The organism is Sphingobacterium puteale, from assembly GCF_050986225.1.
GTDB classification, from domain to species: domain Bacteria; phylum Bacteroidota; class Bacteroidia; order Sphingobacteriales; family Sphingobacteriaceae; genus Sphingobacterium; species Sphingobacterium puteale.
The window spans coordinates 5795569-5815274 of sequence record NZ_CP158959.1 but is presented as its reverse complement, the minus strand read 5'-3'; the positions used below and the strand labels follow the sequence as shown (position 1 = coordinate 5815274).

Sequence of the window (19706 nt, the reverse complement as noted above, 5' to 3'; positions counted from 1 at the left end):
CCCTTATAATAATTAAAATGATAGAGGTAAGACCAGATGAAGTTTCGGCAATTCTAAGAGAGCAATTGGCGGGCTTTAAATCAGAAGCCGAACTAGAGGAAGTGGGTACCGTACTTGCAGTAGGTGACGGTATTGCTCGTATTTACGGCTTAACTAAAGTTCAGTCCGGTGAGTTGGTTGAATTTGATAACGGATTACAAGGTATTGTATTAAACTTAGAGGAAGACAACGTTGGTGTTGTACTTTTAGGCCCTTCTGACGAAATTAAAGAAGGAGATACGATTAAACGTACCAACCGTATTGCATCCATCAAAGTTGGAGAAGGTTTGTTGGGACGTGTAGTAAATACATTGGGTCAACCAATTGATGGTAAAGGACCTATCCAAGGTGAATTATACGAAATGCCTATTGAGCGTAAAGCTCCAGGTGTTATCTACCGTCAGCCAGTAACTGAGCCATTACAGACAGGTATTAAAGCAATTGATGCGATGATTCCAGTAGGTCGTGGTCAACGTGAGTTGGTTATCGGTGACCGTCAAACAGGTAAAACTGCGGTTTGTATTGATACAATCTTAAACCAGAAGGAATTCTACGATGCAGGTCAACCTGTATTTTGTATCTACGTTGCTGTAGGTCAAAAGAATTCTACTGTAGCGAATATCGTTCGTACATTGGAGGAAAGAGGTGCAATGGCTTATACAGTTGTTGTAGCTGCTTCCGCTGCTGATCCTGCTCCACTTCAATTCTACGCGCCAATGGCGGGTGCTGCGATCGGTGAGTTCTTCCGTGATACAGGTCGTCCAGCATTGATCGTTTATGATGATTTGTCTAAACAAGCTGTGGCTTATCGTGAGGTTTCGTTGTTGTTACGTCGTCCTCCAGGCCGTGAAGCATACCCAGGTGACGTATTCTACTTACATAGCCGCTTGTTAGAGCGTGCAGCGAAAATCAACTCTTCGGATGATATCGCCCGTAATATGAATGACCTTCCTGAATCTATCAAACATTTGGTTAAAGGTGGTGGTTCATTGACAGCTCTTCCGATTATCGAAACACAAGCAGGTGACGTGTCGGCCTATATCCCTACCAACGTAATCTCGATTACAGATGGTCAGATTTTCTTGGAGTCTAACTTATTCAATGCTGGTATTCGTCCGGCGATCAACGTAGGTATTTCGGTATCTCGTGTGGGTGGTAACGCTCAGATCAAGCCAATGAAGAAAGTATCTGGTACATTAAAGTTAGATCAAGCGCAGTACCGTGAATTGGAAGCTTTCGCAAAATTCGGTTCTGATTTGGATGCTGCTACCAAAGCGGTATTGGATAAAGGTGTTCGTAACGTTGAGATCTTGAAACAAGGTCAATACTCTCCAGTTTCTGTAGAAAAGCAAGTTGCGATCATTTACATTGGAACCAAAGGTTTATTGCGTAACGTTCCAGTAAATAAAGTAAGAGAATTTGAAGAAGAGTTCTTAACACAATTGGAACAACGCCATCCAGAAGTTTTGTCAGCTTTCAAAGCTGGTAAATTCTCAGATGAGTTGACTGCAGTATTAGAAACAGTAGCTAAGGATTTAGCATCAAAATATTAATTAGTAATGAGTATTTGGTATTGAGTCAGTTGACTGGGCTCAATACTCAATACTAGGTACTTAATACTTAAAACAAATATGGCAAATTTAAAAGAAGTAAGAAACCGGATTACCTCGGTATCATCAACACAGCAGATCACGAAAGCCATGAAAATGGTTTCGGCTGCTAAATTGAAGCGCGCTACTAACGCTATCTTACAATTGCGCCCATATGCGAATAAACTAAGAGATATTTTGGCTGATGTTTCTGCAAGTGTGGAGGGAAGTAATTCTCCTTTTACAGTAGATCGTGAGCCAAATAAGGTGTTGATCGTTGTTGTTTCTTCTAATAGAGGTTTGGCTGGAGCATTCAATGCGAATGTAATCAAAGCAACCAATAACTTGATCTTTAACAAATATGCCGAGCAGCATGCAAAAGGTAATTTGAGTATCATTGGTATTGGTAAAAAAGGTTATGATTTCTATTCGAAACGTAGTTTCAATGTAATAGCAAACCATTCAGACTTGTTTTCTGATTTAAATTTTGGCTCTGTTTCCCTAGTGACAGAATTTATCATGGAACAATTTAAGGAAGGTAATTTTGATCGTGTAGAAGTGGTTTATAACCAATTCAAAAACGCTGCAGTTCAAGAATTGACAGCGGAGCAGATTTTGCCTTTATTACCACCTGCAGAGGAAAACATACAACATACGCATAAAGCAAAAATAGAAGCTGAAGTGGATTATATCATCGAGCCTTCCAAAGAGAAGATTATCGAGGAATTAATTCCTAAAGCCATCAAGATTCAATTATACAAAGCTGTTTTGGATTCCAATGCTTCTGAGCATGGAGCACGTATGACAGCCATGGATAAAGCGACTGAAAATGCGGGTGACTTATTGAAATCACTTAAGTTATCTTACAACCAGGCACGTCAGGCGGCAATTACTACAGAGTTAACGGAAATCGTTTCTGGAGCAGCAGCTTTGTCAAACGGATAATTCTTATTCGAAAATATAAAAAAAGCGTTAATCGAAAGGTTAACGCTTTTTTTGTGTTTAGTATTTTTTTTTACCACCTGATTAAGGCGGATCCCCAAGTAAAGCCTGCACCAAAGGCGGCTAAACAAATCAAATCGCCCTCTTTGATTTTCCCAGCTTCCCATGCCTCAGCTAATGCGATAGGTATGGACGCTGCTGTAGTATTGCCGTATTTTTGGATATTGTTGAACACCTGATCCTCATTTAATCCCAGTGTTTTCTGCACAAACTGTGAAATACGAAGATTGGCCTGATGGGGAATCAATAAGTCGATGTCAGAAGTTTTCAGGTTGTTCTTTGTCAAAGCCTCATGAATAACTTCGGGAAACTTTACAACGGCCTTTTTGAACACAGCCTGTCCGTCCATATTAGGGAATGCAGTTCCATCTTCGAGCATTTCTTTGGTCATCAATAATCCCCCCAGTTCCTGTTCTGGCCAGTCGGGCATTTTATCTAACCATATGCCGCTTGATGCCCCTGGGTAATACATTGCGAGCTTTTCTGCCTCAGCGCCGTCCGAATGTAAATGTGTGCTCAAAATGCCTTTGCCGGCTTCGGTGGTAGGCTGTACAACTACTGCTCCGGCACCATCACCGAAAATAACGGAGACAGCACGTCCTCTGGTGGAAAAATCGAGTGCAAAAGAATGCTTCTCCGAACCTACTACAAGGACATTTTTATACATACCTGTTTTGACAAATTGATCTGCGATAGACAGGGCATAGATAAAACCCGAACATTGGTTCCTAATATCTAACGCGCCCACTTCATTCATTCCCATTTCCCGTTGCAGTAATACTGCACAGCCGGGGAAATAATAGTCAGGAGATAAGGTCGCAAAGATAATAAAGTCGACATCTTCTCTAGTAATATTGGCGCGTTCAATTGCTATTTTTGCAGCTTCAACACCCATTGTGGTGGTTGTTTCTCCGATACGGTCGGCATAGCGGCGTTCTTTAATACCCGTTCTTTCTTGAATCCATTCGTCACTGGTATCCATAAAACGTGTTAAGTCATTGTTGGTATATACGTTTTTCGGAACGTAATAACCAATTCCTGCGATTTTCGACTGAAACATAATAAATTCCTCTAATAGATTGTATTCTTCCCTTTTATATTGTCGTTAATTTAGAAAAAAATATTCTATTTTTGCAGCATGGGTACCCAAACTGCTGAAGAAACCTTTACGTTAGAAGAGATATTAGCGTCTGTTAAGGACTCTAATCGCTTGATTTTGTGGAATGACGAAACGAATACGTTCGAACATGTGATCCATTGTCTGATGTATCACCTCCAATATACCGAAAAACAAGCTGAGAAAATTGCATGGAAAGTACATACTGAAGGTAAGTGCGCCGTTTTGGAGGGCACTTTCACCGAGATGGAAATCTACCGCAAAATTTTGAAAGCAGAAGGTCTTACAGTGTCAGTAGAATAAATTTACTATCCTTTTTGTTACCGTAATAATATGGTTACGCTTCAATTTTGTCTGTAAGTTTTAGTTTTATTTGCATTATAACTATAAACTAAGCTGAAGCTCTCATGTTATTTAACGCTAAATCGTTTAAATTTTTATTATTATTTTTATTCTTTCTACCGGTTATTGCTTTTGCACAAACCGGTCAAATCAAAGCTATCCTGATCGATAGCAAGACTTCCAAACCTATTTCATCAGCGAGTGCGGCCCTTTTAGATACAGGCAACAACTACGTTAAAGGAGCGCAGTCTGTAGATCAAGGATTTCTTTTATTCTCGGATATCACACCAGGCAAATATAATGTTCGTATCAGTTACGTGGGCTATGAAACCTCTACTATTGTAGGAGTTGATGTGACCGCTTCAAAAACTAAAGACCTTGGGCGGATCGGCCTCACCTCCACTGGGGAGCTATTGGACGAAGTTGTCGTTGAGGGGAGAGTTCCTGCGATGCAGATTGGCATTGACCGTAAAACTTTTAACGTTGGAGAGAGTTTGGTGAGCGCGGGGGGGACAGCAACAGATGTGTTGGCCAATGTACCTACGCTTCAGGTAGATCAAGATGGCTCAGTGAGTCTGCGGGGATCCAGCAGTGTTAAGATCTTAATAGATGGCCGTGAGTCAGCACTGGCAGGAAACGATGTCACATCTCTGCTTCAGAGTCTTCCGGCCAATTCCATTGAAAAAGTTGAAGTCATCACCAATCCTTCCTCTAAATATGATGCGGAAGGACAAACCGGGATAATCAATATTGTCCTAAAGAAGAATATTCGGACAGGGCTCAATGGATCGGTAAATACATCCGCTGGTTCCTATGACAATTATATGGCCGGTCTAACATTGAATTATCGGGATCGGAAATTCAATTACTTCGGATCTTATAACTTCAATAAACGCAACATGGTTGGGAGTGGAAAGACCGACAATATCTTTTTGAGCGATACAACACGTAATTATAGCGAGTCTGAATCGTCCAGGAAGGGAAATAGCCATACAGTAAAGGCTGGATTTGACTACAATATGTCTGATCGTACCTCATTGAGCTTTTCAGGTAATTTGAGCATTCGGGATAATAAGCGGATAGAGGATTTAGATTATCGGTTTTATAAAGGGACAGTTGAAACCGGAACGAGCGATCGTAATTCGACCCAATTCGAAGACGATCTTGGCTATGAATTCAACGCCGATTTTAGACATCAGTTTAAGCGACAAGGGGAGGAATTGACCGGGAATGCGAGTTACGGAAGAGACAAGGAAGATGGCACAAACGATTTCTTTCAAGAATATACTGACGGACGTAAAAATACTTCCCGCAAGAATGTAACCTCTGAAGACGGCAAGAATATCAATCTCCAGCTGGATTATGTGTTGCCATTTTCCGAAGTAAGCAAATTTGAGGCCGGATACCGTTCCCAGATTAGAAAATCTTTTGATACGCAATTATCCGATACTTTGGTCGTAAATGAGATTTATGGACGAGATTATAGGATCAGTAATGATTTTGATTTTACCAGTGCTGTCCATGCAATTTATGCAAACTATCAAAATAAGCTGACGGACAAAGTCGGCTATCAGCTTGGATTACGGGGAGAGCAATTTGAACTCAAATCTACTTATATCTCCAAGGATCCCGATGCCGTGGAAAAAGAATCCAATGCAAAACAAAACTTTTTTAGATTATATCCGACATTGTTCTTGACATATGATGTAGATGATAATGGTGACAAAGTTCAGTTTAGTTACTCGCGGCGGGTACAACGTGCCCGGGGTTGGCAGGTCAATCCGTTTTTAAATGTATCCGATGATTTGAATTACCGTCAGGGAAACCCAAATCTGAAACCAGAAGATGTACATAGTTTTGAAATGAGCTTCGCCAAAACTTTTGGGAAGTTCAATTTAATATCTTCGGCCTATTTTAATCACGCGAGCGAGGTTATCCAGCCTTTTGTTTACAAAATTGAAGATGGCAGAACGTATAGTCGATGGGAGAATATGACCAGCCGTAATCTTTCGGGCTTTGAATTTATTTCAAAAGTCAACGCGACGAAGGATTTTGATTTTACATTTAATCTTAATTTGATCCATATTAAATATAATGCAAATCCGGACTACGATATAAAAGAAAGAAAGGATTTCGCTTATAATGCAAATTTAACTGCGAACTATCGCTTCACACCTACTTTCTCGGCTCAAATGAGAGGTGAGTATAATTCTTCACGCGTGATGGCTCAAGGGCAGATGAATGCAATGAAAGGGGTGGATGTGGCGTTGAAAAAGGATGTATTCAAGAAAAAAGCATCAGTTATGTTAAATGTCAGAGATGTATTTAATTCGCGGAAAATGAATGGTGTGACAGAGACATCGCAACTTATATCAAATTTTGAACACCGTTGGATGAAGCGGATGGTAACCTTGTCACTGTCTTATCGTTTTGGTAGTCAGGATTTAAATAGGTCTAAGAAGAAAGAAGCACAAACGAATGAAATAAACAGTGGCGGTGAGGAATATTAAAAAATATTCCTCTTTTTAAGCCCAAATACGTAATTTTAATTTTGAAACAAACCTAAAACTAGAAGAATGAAGTTATTAAAAACAGTTCTTGCGGTATCGGTGATGGCATTTTCAGCACATCTACATACTGCCGTAGCACAAGCAAAAAAAGACGTGCCTGCTTACAAAATTCTGGATTTGCCTCGTGTGGATATCAAGAAATTCAAAAAGAATAAAGCCGGAGCATATGTTATTTTCGATGGTACTTCGATGGAAGGTTGGAGAGGATATGATAAAACTGTCGTGCCTAAAAGATGGGTTATTAATGAAGGCGCAATTAAGTTTGATAGCCAGGCAAATGTTGGTAAAGATGAAGGCGGAGATCTGATTTTCGCACATGATTTCAAAAATTTCGAATTGGAAATGGAGTGGAAGGTTGCCAAAGGAGCAAATTCGGGAATTTTTTTCCTGGCAAAAGAAGTCGAAGGGCAGCCAATCTATATTTCATCACCGGAATGCCAGGTACTTGACAACGAAAACCATCCGGATGCTAAAATGGGGGTTGACGGAAATCGCAAGTCTACGTCTTTATATGATATGATTCCTGCGAAACCACAAAATGGCAAACCTTATGGCGAATGGAATAAAGTGAAGATCCGTGTAAACAATGGAAAAGTGGAACATTTCCAAAATGGTGTGAAAGTCGTCGAATACACCCTGTGGGATAAATCATGGATTGATCTACTACAAAAAAGTAAATTTAGCCAAGAAAAATGGCCATTGGCTTTTGAGTTATTGAGTCATGTGGGCGGCGAAAGTAAATCAGGATTGATCGGTCTTCAAGATCATGGAAATGACGTTTGGTTTAAAAATATAACTGTTAAAGTTTTAAAATAAAACCGTCCCTCTTGTAAGTCATAACAACCATGATAGTCAGCAGGAGGGGGATTTCTGCTCAATAAAAACAGATATTATAAAAAAAGCAGCTTTAAAGCTGCTTTTTTTATAATATAGATTGTAATTCTTTCAGATCGACGATCATATGCGGGACATCTTCGGGTTTTTCCACTCTGTTAGGGTTAAAGAAGATTGCGTCCATGCCAACATTCATTGCCCCGCGTATATCCGCATCCAGGTTATCACCGACCATCAGTGACTGTGGTGCCTCTGCGCAAGTCGTCTTCAGCGCAAATTGAAATATTCTCGGATCTGGTTTGTTTACACCCACGACCTCAGAAATAAAGATATTTTTGAAATATTTATTCAAATTGCTTTTTTTCATTTTGGTCTCACAAGCTTCTTTAAAACCATTGGAGATTAAATGTAGGTTGTATTTCTCGTCCAAGTAAGCTAAGGTTTCATGGGCGTGGGGAAATAAATTCGTCTTTTGGGGACAAATAGCCAAGTATTCCAATTCAAATTCTTCTGGAAATAATTCAGGATCTACGCCTAATGCTGTAAAGGTATCGGCGAACCTTGCCTTTCTTAATTCGGGTTTTGAAATTTTTCCATGATGGTATAATCCCCAGAGTCGATGATTGTTGACCGTATAAGTTTCGATGAAACGGGTGGGGGATTCCTTGTCAAACAAGCTGTCAAACTTGTATTTAAAATATAATTCGTGGAGACTTTCTTCGGCATTCTTGTCAAAATCCCAGATGGTATGATCTAGATCAAAGAAAATATCCTTTTTCTCACGATTAAACATATGCAAATATACTACCTCCGGGGAGATTTTATCTTATTGTGAATCGGCTAATTTTCTTCTTTGTGTCATAATCTTCGGGATATTTCCGAATGCCTTGGTGAATAGCTATTTTTGTTACATGAAGAAAGCGCTTTTACTCTTTTATTTTCTTTTGTTTTATGCGATCATGCAGTTGATCTGGTGGGGGGTGATGTTCATCCGGTTTGACCCAAGCAAAAAGAATATGATTATAGGCGAGGGTATTTTCTTTTTGATCATTTTTTTATGGGGTGCATGGCGGCTAAAGCGTCTTGTAGAGCGCGAGCAGAAATTGCTGCAACAACAGCAGAATTTCCTTTTAGCCATCACACATGAGTTGAAATCTCCTTTAGCATCAGTGAAGCTTTATATTCAGACTATTTTACGACGGGATCTGGATAAGGAACAGCAACAGACTTTTTTAAGAAATTCATTAAAAGATATTGAACGGTTGGACGATCTGGTTGAGAATGTATTGATGACAACAAAGCTGGACAGCCGCAATTACAGCATGCCCAAAGAGGACTTTAATTTTACATCTTTGGTGGAGCAAATTGTCGACCGGCTTCAAAAAAATTCATGCAGTTCGCAGGTATTGAAACCTTATCTGGAATCGGATATTATTATCCATGGTGACAAATTTGCGATAAGTAATGTCGTGACAAACCTCATAGAGAACGCTATTAAATATTCACCGGCTTGCGCTATGGTGGATGTAAAATTATACACAGAGAACAATAAAATAATTTTTTCTGTTGCTGACCACGGTATTGGTATCAGTGATGAAGAGAAAAAACTTATCTTTAATAAGTTTTATCGCGTGGGAAGTGAAGCAACACGGAAAACCAAAGGTACTGGTTTGGGGTTATATATCGTGAAAACCGTGTTGCAGAAGCACGACGCGACCATTAAAGTTAAAGATAACACTCCTAAAGGGAGTATTTTTGAAGTAACATTTGAAAGAAATGCAAAGTAAACAAAGAATATTACTTGTCGAAGACGAAGAACACTTGTTAGAAGCTATCAAGTTGAACCTCGAAATGGAGGGTTACCGTGTCACTACGGCGACTGACGGAAAAAAAGCATTGAAAGTTTTTAAGGAAGAACGTTTCAATCTCGTAGTTCTGGACGTTATGATTCCTGAAATTGACGGATTCCAAGTTGCTGAAACAATTCGACTACAGAATACCGAGGTTCCGATCATGTTTTTGACTGCCAAGAACAGTAGCGAAGACCGTATCACAGGGCTCAAAAAAGGGGCTGATGATTATCTGGTAAAACCTTTTAATCTGGAAGAGTTGATTCTTCGTGTTGGAAATTTGGTCCGTCGTGGAATGAAACCGGATGATCTAAAAGAATTGAATTCTTATCAAATCGGTGATAAAACCATCTATTTTAATTCTTATGAATTGCATCACGCAGATGGAACGATTACCTCTCTGACGAAAAAAGAAACCATGCTATTGAAGCTGTTGATCGAACGTCGTAATGAAGCGGTTTCCCGTGAGCAGATTTTAGAGACTGTATGGAATTATGACGTCTATCCTTCAACGCGTACCATTGACAATTTCATTTTGACATTCCGGAAATATTTTGAACCTGATCAAAAACACCCGATCTATTTCCATTCTATCCGAGGAGTTGGTTATAAGTTTACCGACAATAACGCATAGCAAATAAAAGATGATGACAATTAAGGCTAGAATAGCCGTTATTTTTATTGCTGCATTACTTTTGGGTTATGGTTTATATCAAGGACATTATCAGACAGCTGTCTTGCTGGCTGGTGGAATTGGTTATCTAATTTGGAGCCATTTCCGGGAGGGCTCAGTTTTTTTGGCAACGCAAGCTTTTCATAGACAAGACTATGAGAGAACAAAAAACTTGTTATCCGAAATAAAAAATCCAGATACCCTTCGTAAGGGGCGCCGTAATTTCTATGAATTTATGATGGGAAATATTGCCTTAAAAGAAGAACGTATCGATGAGGCTGAATATCATTTTCAGCTCGCTTCCCGTCTACCTTGGAAAAAAGATAATGAAAAAGGCATGGTAATGATCAATCTGGCCAATATTGCACTGCGAAAGACAGATTATGAAAGAGCAAAGGCATATACAGATGTGGCCAACAAATTGCATTTAACCGCAAGACAGGTCAGTATTATTACAAAAATAGAAAACGAAATTTCAAAACATTTATAGTGATTAGTACTTTACAAAACGACTTATTGATTAGAGCTGCATTCTCGCAGCAAACGGAGAGACCTCCGGTGTGGATGATGCGTCAAGCTGGGCGCTTTATGAAAGAATACTGGGATATCAAAAACAAGTATTCTTTTCTTGAAATGTGCAAAACACCAGAGATTGCAGCGGATGTAACGATGTTGCCTGTGGATTTGTTGGGAATAGATGCAGCAATCTTGTTTTCGGATATTTTGGTTACAGCAGAAGCAATGGGTGGAGATCTGTCATTTGAACAAGGTGTAGGTCCTCGTTTTTCTAATCCAATTCGTTCTGTCAAGGGGGCAGAAGCATTATCAATTGACTGTTTGGATAAACTGCAATATGTAGCTGATGCCATAAAAGTAATTCAGCAACGCCTTGATAATCGTATCCCATTGATCGGTTTTGCGGGAGCGCCTTTTACCATTTTAAGCTATTTGGTCGAAGGTGGTTCGTCAAAGGATTTCAAGTTGACGAAGTTGATGTTAAACAATCAACCTGAATTAGCACATATGATCCTTCAAAAGATTGCTGATGTCACTGTCGCCTATCTTAACATGCAGATCGAGGCAGGTGTAAATGCAATCCAATTGTTTGATAGCTGGGCATTGGCTTTATCCTGGAATGATTATCGTGATTTTTCACATTATTACAACAAACAGATTATCTCCAAGTTGAACCGCAAAGATATTCCGGTAATCTCTTTCTGTAAGGGATCATCTGTCTTTGCTCCAATGATGGTGGAGGCGCAGCCAGATGTGGTTTCAATCGATTGGAATGCAGATCTTAAAAATATGAAGCAATCCTTGCCACAGGGAATAGCTGTTCAAGGGAATTTAGATCCGTTTGTACTATATGCTGAAAAACCTGTTATCAGAAAGAAAATTATAGAATTATTCGAACGTATGCGCGGAGAGAATGGTTTTATATTCAATTTGGGACATGGTATTATGCCTGATATCCCTTTTGATAATGTAAAATATGCAATCGAGGTGGTGAAAGAATTTCGCTATTAAATTTTCAATTGCGATTATCCAAAGAAAAGATTTTAGCGATATATCCGAATAAAATGAAGACTTGCTGTAACTGGCAGGTCTTTTTTATGTGATGATGATTTGCTGTGAACAACTAAAATTTAGTTGATTTACCTCTATGAAGTATTTGAACCCAGCTTTTACGGAATATAGTAAATAAGCCGAAATAAAAGGCTCAAACAAGTTCCAATCTTTTGTATACTCCATGTAAGATTTTTCTAATCAAAGCTTAGCTTTATTGATTGCCCCTAACTTTTCTTACTTTTGTACCCATGGTCTATTTATACGCAAAAGCAGTTCATATTATCTTTGTAGTTTGTTGGATGGCTGGATTATTTTATATTGTTCGCTTATTCATTTACCATACTGAAGCTAAATCCAAATCTGCGGAAGAGTATGGGGTTTTGCATAAACAGTTTATACTGATGGAGAGTAAATTGTGGTGGATCATCACGACACCAGCAATGTACCTCACCATTGTGGCCGCCCTCGTTATGCTGTATATTAATCCGGGATTATTGACCATGGGCTGGATGCATGTTAAGCTCACTTTTGTATTAGGGTTGATTCTTTATCATTTCGCTTGCCAACATATTATGTTTCAGTTAAAAGGCGAATCATCGACTTGGTCCTCGACCAAATTGCGTCTTTGGAATGAGCTGGCGACCGTCTTATTATTTGCAATCGTATTTACAGTTGTATTAAAGTCTGCTCTCAATTGGATATTTGGTGTCCTCGGACTTTTAATATTGTCGATTTCCTTAATGATGGCTGTGAAGCTCTACAAAAAGTTCAGAAATAAAAGTAATTCGAATAAAACGTTAAATTCTTAGTTTTCTTAATCCTTTTCTATTCTCGTTAGTCGAACGATTATAAATTGAAAAGGAATATGTACAAAAGACTTTTGACTGTGATCATGTTGCTTGCTATTGCAACTGGGGTATTTGCCCAACGTTATAGACCTTATGGAGGAACATTAAATGTCTATTCTATCGATGTTCCTTTCTTTCTTTATATTAATAATGTTTTGTACAATAATAGACCCTCCAACGATATTCGTGTGCCGAACTTACAAAATCCAAGGTACAATCTCCGAATAGTATTTGCAAATAGACAGCGTAGAACTCTAAACGGAACTGCGGTGCAGCTTGTTAATCGAAATGGCCAATATCTTGATGTCGTATTTTCCGTAAGCAGCCGTGGGGGGAATCGAGGGATTGTACTGGAGTCCATGAATCCTGTAGGTCGATATAGTGATAATTACCGTAATGGGGATAACTACGGTGATGATGATTACAACGAGGATAGATATTATCGGGATCAACAACAAGACGAGCGATATGACGAGTCTGAGCATGATATAAATAATAATCGACAAAATCAGAGAGATCCGATTGACGATAATGATTATCTGCAAAAAAACGATGCGAACCAGTTGAATGATCTGCTCAATCAAAAAGAAAATGATCATGACCGCTTGCAGATCGCTGCGCAGGAATTGGAAAATAGGAGATTGCGCAGTTCCGAAATCATAGACCTCATGGAACTATTTATAAGAGACGACAACAAATTGGCTTTTGCTAAATACGCTTATCCAAGCTGTGTGGATAAAGAGAACTATGATAAGGTAGGTGATGCGCTGTCATTTAGTTCAACTCGGGAAAAATTGACAGCATTTATTAAAACTCAGCGTTAGTTTGCCTGTTGGTTTGGATTGAAATTAACCTTTTTAATTCCAATTGCCTATGAACGAGGTCAAATGAGATTAGCTATATGAACAAAGGGGCTATCTGCATCAAATTTCCAAGCAACAATGGATTTTGTGGTATGAGTAACCCCTTTCAGTTAAGCTATGTCGTATTTATTCGGCGAAACAGATGTATTTCAATTCCATGTACTCATCTAGGCCATGTTTTGATCCCTCACGGCCGACGCCAGATTGTTTTACCCCACCAAAGGGGGCTGCTGCATTCGATATTAATCCCGTGTTAACACCTACCATGCCCGCCTCCAATTGTTCGGCAACACGGAAACAACGATTGATATTGGTACTGTAGAAATAGGAGGCAAGACCAAATTCAGTCTGATTGGCCATGGCGATACCATCTTCTTCTGTTTTGAAACTGAATAATGCACAGACTGGACCGAAAGTTTCCTCGTGAAATATTAGGGCCTCTTTAGGGATATTGGTCAGTACAGTTGGCTGGAAGAATAGGTCTTTGATTACATTACCTCCAGTTGCCAGTTCTGCTCCATGCTTTAGAGCATCTTGGACGTGATGTTGTACTTTTTCCAAACCTTTGGCATTGATCAAAGGTCCAACTTGAACACCCTTATCTAAGCCGTTGCCTACCTTTAATTGACCCACAGCATGGGCTAGTTTTGTAGCGAAATCGTCGTAAACGTCTTCCTGGACCAAAAAACGGTTGATTGAGACGCAGGTTTGTCCGGAATTACGAAACTTACCGGCGATAGCACCTTCCACGGCGGCATCAATATCTGCGTCGTTAAAAACAAGAAAAGGTGCATTTCCTCCGAGTTCCATGGAGACTTTCTTAATGTTTGAGGCGGACTGTTCGATCAATGTTCTGCCAACCTCAGTAGAGCCCGTAAAAGATAGTTTTCGCACTAGGTTGTTGGTGGCAAGTTCCTTTCCGATACCAGCACTGTCCTTTCCGGTAATAACGTTAAAGACACCTTTTGGCAGGCCTGCCTCTTCGGCTAGTTTGACCAACGCGATTGCGGACAAAGGTGTTTGGGAGGCGGGTTTGAGTATAACTGTACAACCTGCAACAAGTGCTGGAGCGACTTTTCGAGTAATCATGGCTAAAGGGAAATTCCAAGGCGTAATTGCTGCGACGACGCCGACTCCTTGTCGGATGGTCATCATTCTTATCCCTTTTTTCTGAGTGGGGATCGTTTCCCCATAGGCTCTCTTACCCTCTTCTGCAAACCACTCAACAAATGAATTCCCGTAATCTACTTCTACTTTCGACTCGTTGAGCGGCTTTCCGCTCTCAAGTGTTATAATTTCTGCAAGTCGGTCTTTATTTTGTTGAATGAGATTGTACCAATTGCGAACAATAAGACATCGTTCCGAAATTGTTGTATTTTTCCAGCTTTTCCATGCTTTATCAGCAGCCTGTATGGCTTTTGTGCAATCTGCAACCTTTAAATCAGGTAAGGATGCGATTGTTTTTCCAGTGGCGGGGTTGACGACATCAAACGTATTTTTTGATGTGATGAATTTTCCGTTTATATAGGCTTTGTCAATTAAGAGTGGATTTTTCATTGGATTCATTATTTTTTGTTAAGGCATCGCTTCTACATGTGCCCCTTACTTATTTATTCTTGTGGACATATCATCATCTTGGTCTGCTTGGTATATCAGCTGCTTTTGGAACAAAATTCTTCTACCTATTGTTTCGCAGACAAACGATTTTATGGGAAGCTTTATCTAGACGAATTTTTTTCGTTGCTGCTCATTGGGAACCGCACAATACTTATTTGTGCCAAACCATTTGTAACGATTTTTTGCAAAGTAATCATAACCTGCGTCACGCCATTTTTTGGGTAGTATTTTTAAAAAATAAACGATTGAATAGGGAAGACCTAAAGTTTTGCAGATATTCAATATCGCTTCGCTTTTGATATATCTACCTGCGGGTGATAAATAAATGATGGAATCTATATTTTTTGGAATCGCATTTAAACTATTTTTAGCAAAGTCAGACTGTAAGGAACTAAACAGAAACCTATTATTGGTGTCTATTTTCAATAGAATTTGAACAAAACGATTACAAACTAAGCAATCACCGTCAAAAAAGATGATATGTTTCCCTTGCGTATCCATTAATATAAAGTTACTTCTATTTCTCGAAAGAACTGCCATGATAACATCACATCTTTCATAAAAAAGCGGTGTTTTTCCCTAGAAAAACACCGCTTTTGAAATTCTTTCGGATCTTTATTATAAATTCTTCATAATGGTATGCCCCATACGATCCCTTTTTGTTTTCAGATATTCCTCATTGTAGGGATTCGCTGTTATTTCAATTGGAACGTTTTCTACAATTTCTAAACCATAACCGACGAGTCCTGCACGTTTTGTAGGGTTATTGGACATCAGACGCATTTTAGTTACCCCAAGGTTTCGCAGGATCTGTGCTCCTACACCATAGTCTCTCAAATCAGCTTTAAATCCAAGTTGCACATTGGCATCAACAGTATCTAATCCATTCTCTTGCAATTTGTAAGCATGCAATTTATTGATCAGTCCAATACCACGGCCTTCCTGATTCATATAGACAATCACTCCTTTTCCTTCTTTTTGGATCATTTCCATTGCCTTGTGAAGTTGAGGCCCGCAGTCACAACGGCAGGAGCCAAAAATGTCGCCTGTCACACAAGAACTATGTACACGGACAAGAATAGGTTCGTCTTCGTTCCATTCTCCTTTATAAAGAGCAAGATGTTGTTCACCAGTATCTTTTTGTGTAAAAGCTTTCATTTGAAAATCACCATATTGCGTGGGCATATTGACCGTTACTTCTTCATTGATCAACGAATCGTGTTTTAAGCGGTATTCAATAAGGTCCTCAATACTGATAATTTTTAGATCAAATTTTTTGGCAACTTCCATTAATTCTGGTAGTCTTGCCATTTCACCATCTTCTTTTAAGATTTCGACTAATACACCTGCTGGTTCAAAACCTGCCAAACGGGCAAGGTCAACAGTTGCTTCGGTATGTCCTGTACGACGCAGTACACCACCGTCTTTAGCAATCAATGGAAAGATATGTCCCGGTCTGCCTAACTCTTCGTAGTGAATATTTGGGTCGATCATTGCCTTGATGGTTTTTGAACGATCGGATGCCGAGATTCCTGTTGTACAGCCATATCCCTGTAAGTCAATAGAAACGGTGAAATTAGTCTCGTAAATGGCAGTATTTTGCCCTACCATAAGGTCAAGATGTAAAGCATCAGCTCTTTCTTTGGTAATAGGAGCACATACTAAACCTCGGCCATGGGTTGCCATAAAGTTGATAATTTCGGGAGTTGCGTTGCGGGCGGCGGTGACGAAATCACCTTCATTTTCACGATCTTCGTCATCTACGACGATAACTACTTTTCCTGCCTGTATATCAGCGATCGCTTCTTCGATCGTGTTTAATTTGAATTCCATTTATTGTTAAATTGTATTGATACAAAGTTAGTGTAGAATCTAATTTTATTTATAATAAGGCTGTCACAAATCTAATGTGACTCCTTTAATTTATCCTTTTTACCAAATTTCTCTTTGATCCACTTCCAGGTTGCTTCAGCTTTTAATTTATACTGATCTATATCAAATAGTGCTGAATCTGTGGTTGATTTATAGGTTAAAAATGCTGCTAGTGGCGTCAATATGATAATGGCCATCCACATACCCACAGCTGACGATATCGCACCATCTTTGGCTGTTTTTTCGGCGACAGTAGAGATGATATGATAGATTAAAAAGAAGATAATGGCCATAACGACCGGAAGACCGAGACCACCTTTTCTAATAATAGCGCCTAAAGGTGCTCCAATAGCAAATAAAAGAAGACAGGATACCGCTAATGTGAATTTTCTATGCCATTCGATCCGATACCGAATATCTTTGGTCTTGTAGTCCTTAAATTCAAGTGTACGGCTATTGAGATCTTCTTTTAAATAGTTTAGCTGGCTCAACGCATTCATGGTGACCTGAGTCCGTTGTTCAGGCGGCACTAAATCAGCTACTAAATCGTTATAAGGTTTAATTTTTGCTTCTTTTACTTTAGCTTGTCCTGGTTGAACGGCATTGAAATACTTTGAATAAATATTATAACGTGTATCCAGGGTTCTTGTAATTGCCCTGCCCATACTGTCAATTTTGATATGGTTCGAGTCAATGTACATGTCCAATTGCTTGAGATTTAGCATGGCATGGTGGCTTTTAAAAAGGCTTTCATCCGTTTTGCCTTGTTGAAAACTCCCCATGTCAAACTTCTGTTCCGTCTCCTTAAACTTAAATCGTGTGAATTGCTGGCGTGGATCGTATGTTTTTGAGTTCTTGGTTCGCGACTCTTCATAGCGTATTCCATCCTTCAATTTGAGGATCATATAGCTGTTGTCAGGCGAATTATAAATGTATCCCTCTTTAGCCATCAAAACATTGTTGGCGGTATTGCCCCCGCGATGATCATAAATCATCAGATCATATAGAATCGTTCCTTCCTTATTTTTTCCTCTTGCACGAATGGAGTATCCCGGTATTGTATTGTTAAAAATACCCGGTTTGATTAGAAAATCAGCTTTTTTATTGCGGACATCTGTCAATAGGGTTCCCATTTTTAGGTTGACAACCGGTAAGATGTAATCGGAAAATAGAAAGGAACTTGAGGCAAAAATTGCAACAAGTACAAATAAGGGAGTCATGGCTTTGCGTAGCGACACACCTGCAGCCTTGATCGCCACGAGCTCATAGCTTTCCCCCAGGTTACCGAAGGTCATAATGGAAGACAATAGCATGGATAAGGGCATTGCCATTTGAATCTGAACAACGCATTGGTACCCAATAAGCTCCATAATGGTATACCACTCGAATCCTTTTCCGATCAAATCATCAATGTATTTGAATAGAAAAAGCATCAATAATACAAACATCACAATAAAAAATGTGACGATGAATGGTTTAATGAAAGCTTGAAGAATAAGTAAATGAACTTTTTTCATCCGTGACGCTAAGCAAATTGATGCCTTTACATTAAAGCATCTTCCAGCCAAGGAGCTCTTTTAGAGCCCTTGGTGAAAATATATTGCAAAGATAGGTTTTTTTATGCACCTATAACACTCTGAAGATAGACGATTGAATTTTTCCAGATTAATTTTCTATTTTCCAAGTCCTCTTCTTTAGCAAAATCTGTTATTTTAAGTGCAACATCGTTTGTCAGCTCATCCTGATCTATCTCTAGATCGAAATAGTATGGATCATCATCGAGCCACTTAAAACGCACTGATTTGTTTTCTTTGGAAGCTACGATTTTTGCGCGATGCGGTTCATCATCCCAAATGAAGGTATAAACAGTGTCTTTGTAGTTTACATCATCTGCAAACCATTGAGCCAGTTCGTTTGGTTCTTGCAAATACGGAAATAAAATTCTAGGTGAAGAGTTGATGATATATTCTAGTTGGAATTTTATTTTATCTGCCATATAAATGTTTTTTTAAATTTTAGTTTGTTTAAATCAAAAATAAGCTATATTTGCATTCCCAAAATGGCGGGGTAGCTCAGATGGTTAGAGCGTTGGATTCATAACCCAAAGGTCGGCAGTTCGATTCTGCTCCCCGCTACAAATCTCTTTCCATTTTGCTTTCTATTACATAAACTTATTATTTGTAATAATACATATTTATTTTGTTATTGCAAGTTTTTTTGTGAAAAGTTGAAGGCTTTTTCACAATTTTTTGAATTAAAAATCTTAGCATCTTATCCCGACTTTTTTTGCGATTGAGTCATTATTTTACTTCGTTAAGAATGAGTTTGTTGTGTGGGATGTAGGTTTTTGGTCGTAATAAATCCTTAAAAAAAATAAAAAAATCTTTTGAATTGACAGGTGAAGTGGTATATTTGCATACCGAAACGGCGGGGTAGCTCAGATGGTTAGAGCGCAGGATTCATAACCCTGAGGTCGGCAGTTCGATCCTGCTCCCCGCTACTTAAAGAAGGAAAGTCTAATTTCAGACTTTCTTTTTTTTTTGATACTAAATTTTTGGAATAGTCACGGATCAATCAGAATTCTCCTTAAATCAACTGGAACAGTTGCTTGAGCTTTAGAAGATTCACTGGTTTATATTCCTTAAGGTTTGTGCACTAGCAATTTTATATTATTTGCTTACGTTTCCATCCTAAGCGCTGCCTATCGACAGCCATCTGTTAGTGGTCATGCGTTGTTATCTAATACAATTTTCGTGTGAGCGATGCCTGATATACTTGCTCATAATAGGTTGCGATATTAAATGTATATTTGCTCATTTTCTTACCTATTATTCTATTACTATAATGAACTTCAGACCTATTCTTATTCTTGTGTGGCTTATCATCGGCTATCATGCTATTGCGCAAAAGCCAGCAATAAC

The 19706-nt window shown here is 39.0% G+C and carries 18 protein-coding genes and 2 tRNA genes; 13 read left to right on the top strand and 7 right to left on the bottom strand.

Annotated elements, in window-relative coordinates; translation table 11 throughout:
- Nucleotides 1-17 precede the first annotated feature (17 nt).
- Entirely contained in the window at nucleotides 18-1592 is a 1575-nt protein-coding gene (atpA, locus tag ABTV71_RS24385; RefSeq protein ID WP_121127262.1) for a F0F1 ATP synthase subunit alpha, read from the top strand.
- A 78-nt stretch (nucleotides 1593-1670) separates the two neighbouring features.
- Nucleotides 1671-2573, top strand: a complete 903-nt coding sequence (gene atpG, locus ABTV71_RS24380) for an ATP synthase F1 subunit gamma (RefSeq protein WP_433901387.1) — start codon at nucleotides 1671-1673, stop codon at nucleotides 2571-2573.
- A 70-nt stretch (nucleotides 2574-2643) separates the two neighbouring features.
- On the opposite strand, the gene ABTV71_RS24375 is transcribed toward atpG, so the two are convergent.
- Nucleotides 2644-3690: a 3-oxoacyl-ACP synthase III family protein gene (locus tag ABTV71_RS24375; protein ID WP_121127260.1), complete on the bottom strand. Its 1047-nt coding sequence runs from the start codon at nucleotides 3688-3690 to the stop codon at nucleotides 2644-2646.
- A gap of 78 nt (nucleotides 3691-3768) precedes the next feature.
- Between ABTV71_RS24375 and ABTV71_RS24370 the strand changes: the two genes are divergently transcribed.
- From ABTV71_RS24370 to ABTV71_RS24360, 3 genes are all read left to right on the top strand, one after another.
- Nucleotides 3769-4050: an ATP-dependent Clp protease adaptor ClpS gene (locus ABTV71_RS24370; RefSeq protein WP_172396517.1), complete on the top strand. Its 282-nt coding sequence runs from the start codon at nucleotides 3769-3771 to the stop codon at nucleotides 4048-4050.
- A 104-nt stretch (nucleotides 4051-4154) separates the two neighbouring features.
- Nucleotides 4155-6599, top strand: a complete 2445-nt coding sequence (locus tag ABTV71_RS24365; RefSeq protein ID WP_433901386.1) for a TonB-dependent receptor domain-containing protein — start codon at nucleotides 4155-4157, stop codon at nucleotides 6597-6599.
- 66 nt (nucleotides 6600-6665) lie between these two features.
- Nucleotides 6666-7475, top strand: a complete 810-nt coding sequence (locus tag ABTV71_RS24360; protein WP_121127257.1) for a 3-keto-disaccharide hydrolase — start codon at nucleotides 6666-6668, stop codon at nucleotides 7473-7475.
- A 106-nt stretch (nucleotides 7476-7581) separates the two neighbouring features.
- Here ABTV71_RS24360 and ABTV71_RS24355 read toward each other — a convergent pair whose 3' ends face one another.
- Nucleotides 7582-8286: a YjjG family noncanonical pyrimidine nucleotidase gene (locus tag ABTV71_RS24355; RefSeq protein ID WP_433901385.1), complete on the bottom strand. Its 705-nt coding sequence runs from the start codon at nucleotides 8284-8286 to the stop codon at nucleotides 7582-7584.
- A gap of 118 nt (nucleotides 8287-8404) precedes the next feature.
- On the opposite strand from ABTV71_RS24355, the gene ABTV71_RS24350 reads away from it, so the two are divergent.
- From ABTV71_RS24350 to ABTV71_RS24325, 6 genes are all read left to right on the top strand, one after another.
- Nucleotides 8405-9280 carry a sensor histidine kinase gene (locus ABTV71_RS24350; protein ID WP_121127153.1) on the top strand — a complete coding sequence of 292 codons (876 nt, stop codon included), beginning with the start codon at nucleotides 8405-8407 and terminating at the stop codon, nucleotides 9278-9280.
- Nucleotides 9270-9977, top strand: a complete 708-nt coding sequence (locus ABTV71_RS24345; protein ID WP_070563139.1) for a response regulator transcription factor — start codon at nucleotides 9270-9272, stop codon at nucleotides 9975-9977. Before ABTV71_RS24350 ends, ABTV71_RS24345 begins: the two co-directional genes overlap by 11 nt.
- 10 nt (nucleotides 9978-9987) lie before the next feature.
- Nucleotides 9988-10506, top strand: coding sequence for a hypothetical protein (locus ABTV71_RS24340; RefSeq protein ID WP_245971480.1), 519 nt, complete (start codon nucleotides 9988-9990; stop codon nucleotides 10504-10506).
- On the top strand, nucleotides 10506-11543 hold the full coding sequence (gene hemE / locus ABTV71_RS24335; protein WP_121127154.1) for a uroporphyrinogen decarboxylase: 1038 nt from the start codon (nucleotides 10506-10508) through the stop codon (nucleotides 11541-11543). The genes ABTV71_RS24340 and hemE overlap by 1 nt, the downstream gene beginning before the upstream one ends.
- A 290-nt stretch (nucleotides 11544-11833) precedes the next feature.
- Nucleotides 11834-12394, top strand: a complete 561-nt coding sequence (locus ABTV71_RS24330; protein WP_121127155.1) for a CopD family protein — start codon at nucleotides 11834-11836, stop codon at nucleotides 12392-12394.
- Between the two features lie 56 nt (nucleotides 12395-12450).
- Nucleotides 12451-13257, top strand: coding sequence for a DUF4476 domain-containing protein (locus ABTV71_RS24325; RefSeq protein ID WP_433901384.1), 807 nt, complete (start codon nucleotides 12451-12453; stop codon nucleotides 13255-13257).
- Between the two features lie 165 nt (nucleotides 13258-13422).
- Here the strand turns inward: ABTV71_RS24325 and ABTV71_RS24320 are convergent, their stop codons facing one another.
- The 5 genes from ABTV71_RS24320 to ABTV71_RS24300 form a co-directional block, all read right to left on the bottom strand.
- Nucleotides 13423-14853 carry an NAD-dependent succinate-semialdehyde dehydrogenase gene (locus ABTV71_RS24320; RefSeq protein ID WP_121127199.1) on the bottom strand — a complete coding sequence of 477 codons (1431 nt, stop codon included), beginning with the start codon at nucleotides 14851-14853 and terminating at the stop codon, nucleotides 13423-13425.
- Nucleotides 14854-15018: 165 nt separating this feature from the next.
- Nucleotides 15019-15453: a thiol-disulfide oxidoreductase DCC family protein gene (locus ABTV71_RS24315; protein WP_433901383.1), complete on the bottom strand. Its 435-nt coding sequence runs from the start codon at nucleotides 15451-15453 to the stop codon at nucleotides 15019-15021.
- A gap of 78 nt (nucleotides 15454-15531) precedes the next feature.
- On the bottom strand, nucleotides 15532-16746 hold the full coding sequence (locus tag ABTV71_RS24310; protein ID WP_121127158.1) for a bifunctional 3,4-dihydroxy-2-butanone-4-phosphate synthase/GTP cyclohydrolase II: 1215 nt from the start codon (nucleotides 16744-16746) through the stop codon (nucleotides 15532-15534).
- 71 nt (nucleotides 16747-16817) lie between these two features.
- Complete coding sequence (locus tag ABTV71_RS24305; RefSeq protein ID WP_433901382.1) at nucleotides 16818-18302, bottom strand: LptF/LptG family permease; 1485 nt, start codon at nucleotides 18300-18302, stop codon at nucleotides 16818-16820.
- A gap of 101 nt (nucleotides 18303-18403) precedes the next feature.
- The gene (locus ABTV71_RS24300; protein ID WP_028070596.1) at nucleotides 18404-18781 is read right to left on the bottom strand and encodes an START-like domain-containing protein; all 378 of its coding nucleotides are present in this window, start codon (nucleotides 18779-18781) and stop codon (nucleotides 18404-18406) included.
- Nucleotides 18782-18846: 65 nt separating this feature from the next.
- Here ABTV71_RS24300 and ABTV71_RS24295 point away from each other — a divergent pair.
- A tRNA-Met gene (locus ABTV71_RS24295) sits at nucleotides 18847-18920 on the top strand.
- A gap of 291 nt (nucleotides 18921-19211) precedes the next feature.
- Nucleotides 19212-19285 (top strand) — tRNA-Met (locus tag ABTV71_RS24290).
- Nucleotides 19286-19706: the final 421 nt, after the last annotated feature.

What these genes read in the sequence shown, in the direction of transcription:
- atpA (WP_121127262.1), top strand. Translation starts at nt 18, where the DNA reads ATGATAGAGGTAAGACCAGATGAAGTTTCGGCAATTCTAAGAGAGCAA.
- atpG (WP_433901387.1), top strand. Translation starts at nt 1,671, where the DNA reads ATGGCAAATTTAAAAGAAGTAAGAAACCGGATTACCTCGGTATCATCA.
- ABTV71_RS24375 (WP_121127260.1), bottom strand. Translation starts at nt 3,690, where the DNA reads ATGTTTCAGTCGAAAATCGCAGGAATTGGTTATTACGTTCCGAAAAAC.
- ABTV71_RS24370 (WP_172396517.1), top strand. Translation starts at nt 3,769, where the DNA reads ATGGGTACCCAAACTGCTGAAGAAACCTTTACGTTAGAAGAGATATTA.
- ABTV71_RS24365 (WP_433901386.1), top strand. Translation starts at nt 4,155, where the DNA reads ATGTTATTTAACGCTAAATCGTTTAAATTTTTATTATTATTTTTATTC.
- ABTV71_RS24360 (WP_121127257.1), top strand. Translation starts at nt 6,666, where the DNA reads ATGAAGTTATTAAAAACAGTTCTTGCGGTATCGGTGATGGCATTTTCA.
- ABTV71_RS24355 (WP_433901385.1), bottom strand. Translation starts at nt 8,286, where the DNA reads ATGTTTAATCGTGAGAAAAAGGATATTTTCTTTGATCTAGATCATACC.
- ABTV71_RS24350 (WP_121127153.1), top strand. Translation starts at nt 8,405, where the DNA reads ATGAAGAAAGCGCTTTTACTCTTTTATTTTCTTTTGTTTTATGCGATC.
- ABTV71_RS24345 (WP_070563139.1), top strand. Translation starts at nt 9,270, where the DNA reads ATGCAAAGTAAACAAAGAATATTACTTGTCGAAGACGAAGAACACTTG.
- ABTV71_RS24340 (WP_245971480.1), top strand. Translation starts at nt 9,988, where the DNA reads ATGATGACAATTAAGGCTAGAATAGCCGTTATTTTTATTGCTGCATTA.
- ABTV71_RS24330 (WP_121127155.1), top strand. Translation starts at nt 11,834, where the DNA reads ATGGTCTATTTATACGCAAAAGCAGTTCATATTATCTTTGTAGTTTGT.
- ABTV71_RS24325 (WP_433901384.1), top strand. Translation starts at nt 12,451, where the DNA reads ATGTACAAAAGACTTTTGACTGTGATCATGTTGCTTGCTATTGCAACT.
- ABTV71_RS24320 (WP_121127199.1), bottom strand. Translation starts at nt 14,853, where the DNA reads ATGAAAAATCCACTCTTAATTGACAAAGCCTATATAAACGGAAAATTC.
- ABTV71_RS24315 (WP_433901383.1), bottom strand. Translation starts at nt 15,453, where the DNA reads ATGGCAGTTCTTTCGAGAAATAGAAGTAACTTTATATTAATGGATACG.
- ABTV71_RS24310 (WP_121127158.1), bottom strand. Translation starts at nt 16,746, where the DNA reads ATGGAATTCAAATTAAACACGATCGAAGAAGCGATCGCTGATATACAG.
- ABTV71_RS24305 (WP_433901382.1), bottom strand. Translation starts at nt 18,302, where the DNA reads ATGAAAAAAGTTCATTTACTTATTCTTCAAGCTTTCATTAAACCATTC.
- ABTV71_RS24300 (WP_028070596.1), bottom strand. Translation starts at nt 18,781, where the DNA reads ATGGCAGATAAAATAAAATTCCAACTAGAATATATCATCAACTCTTCA.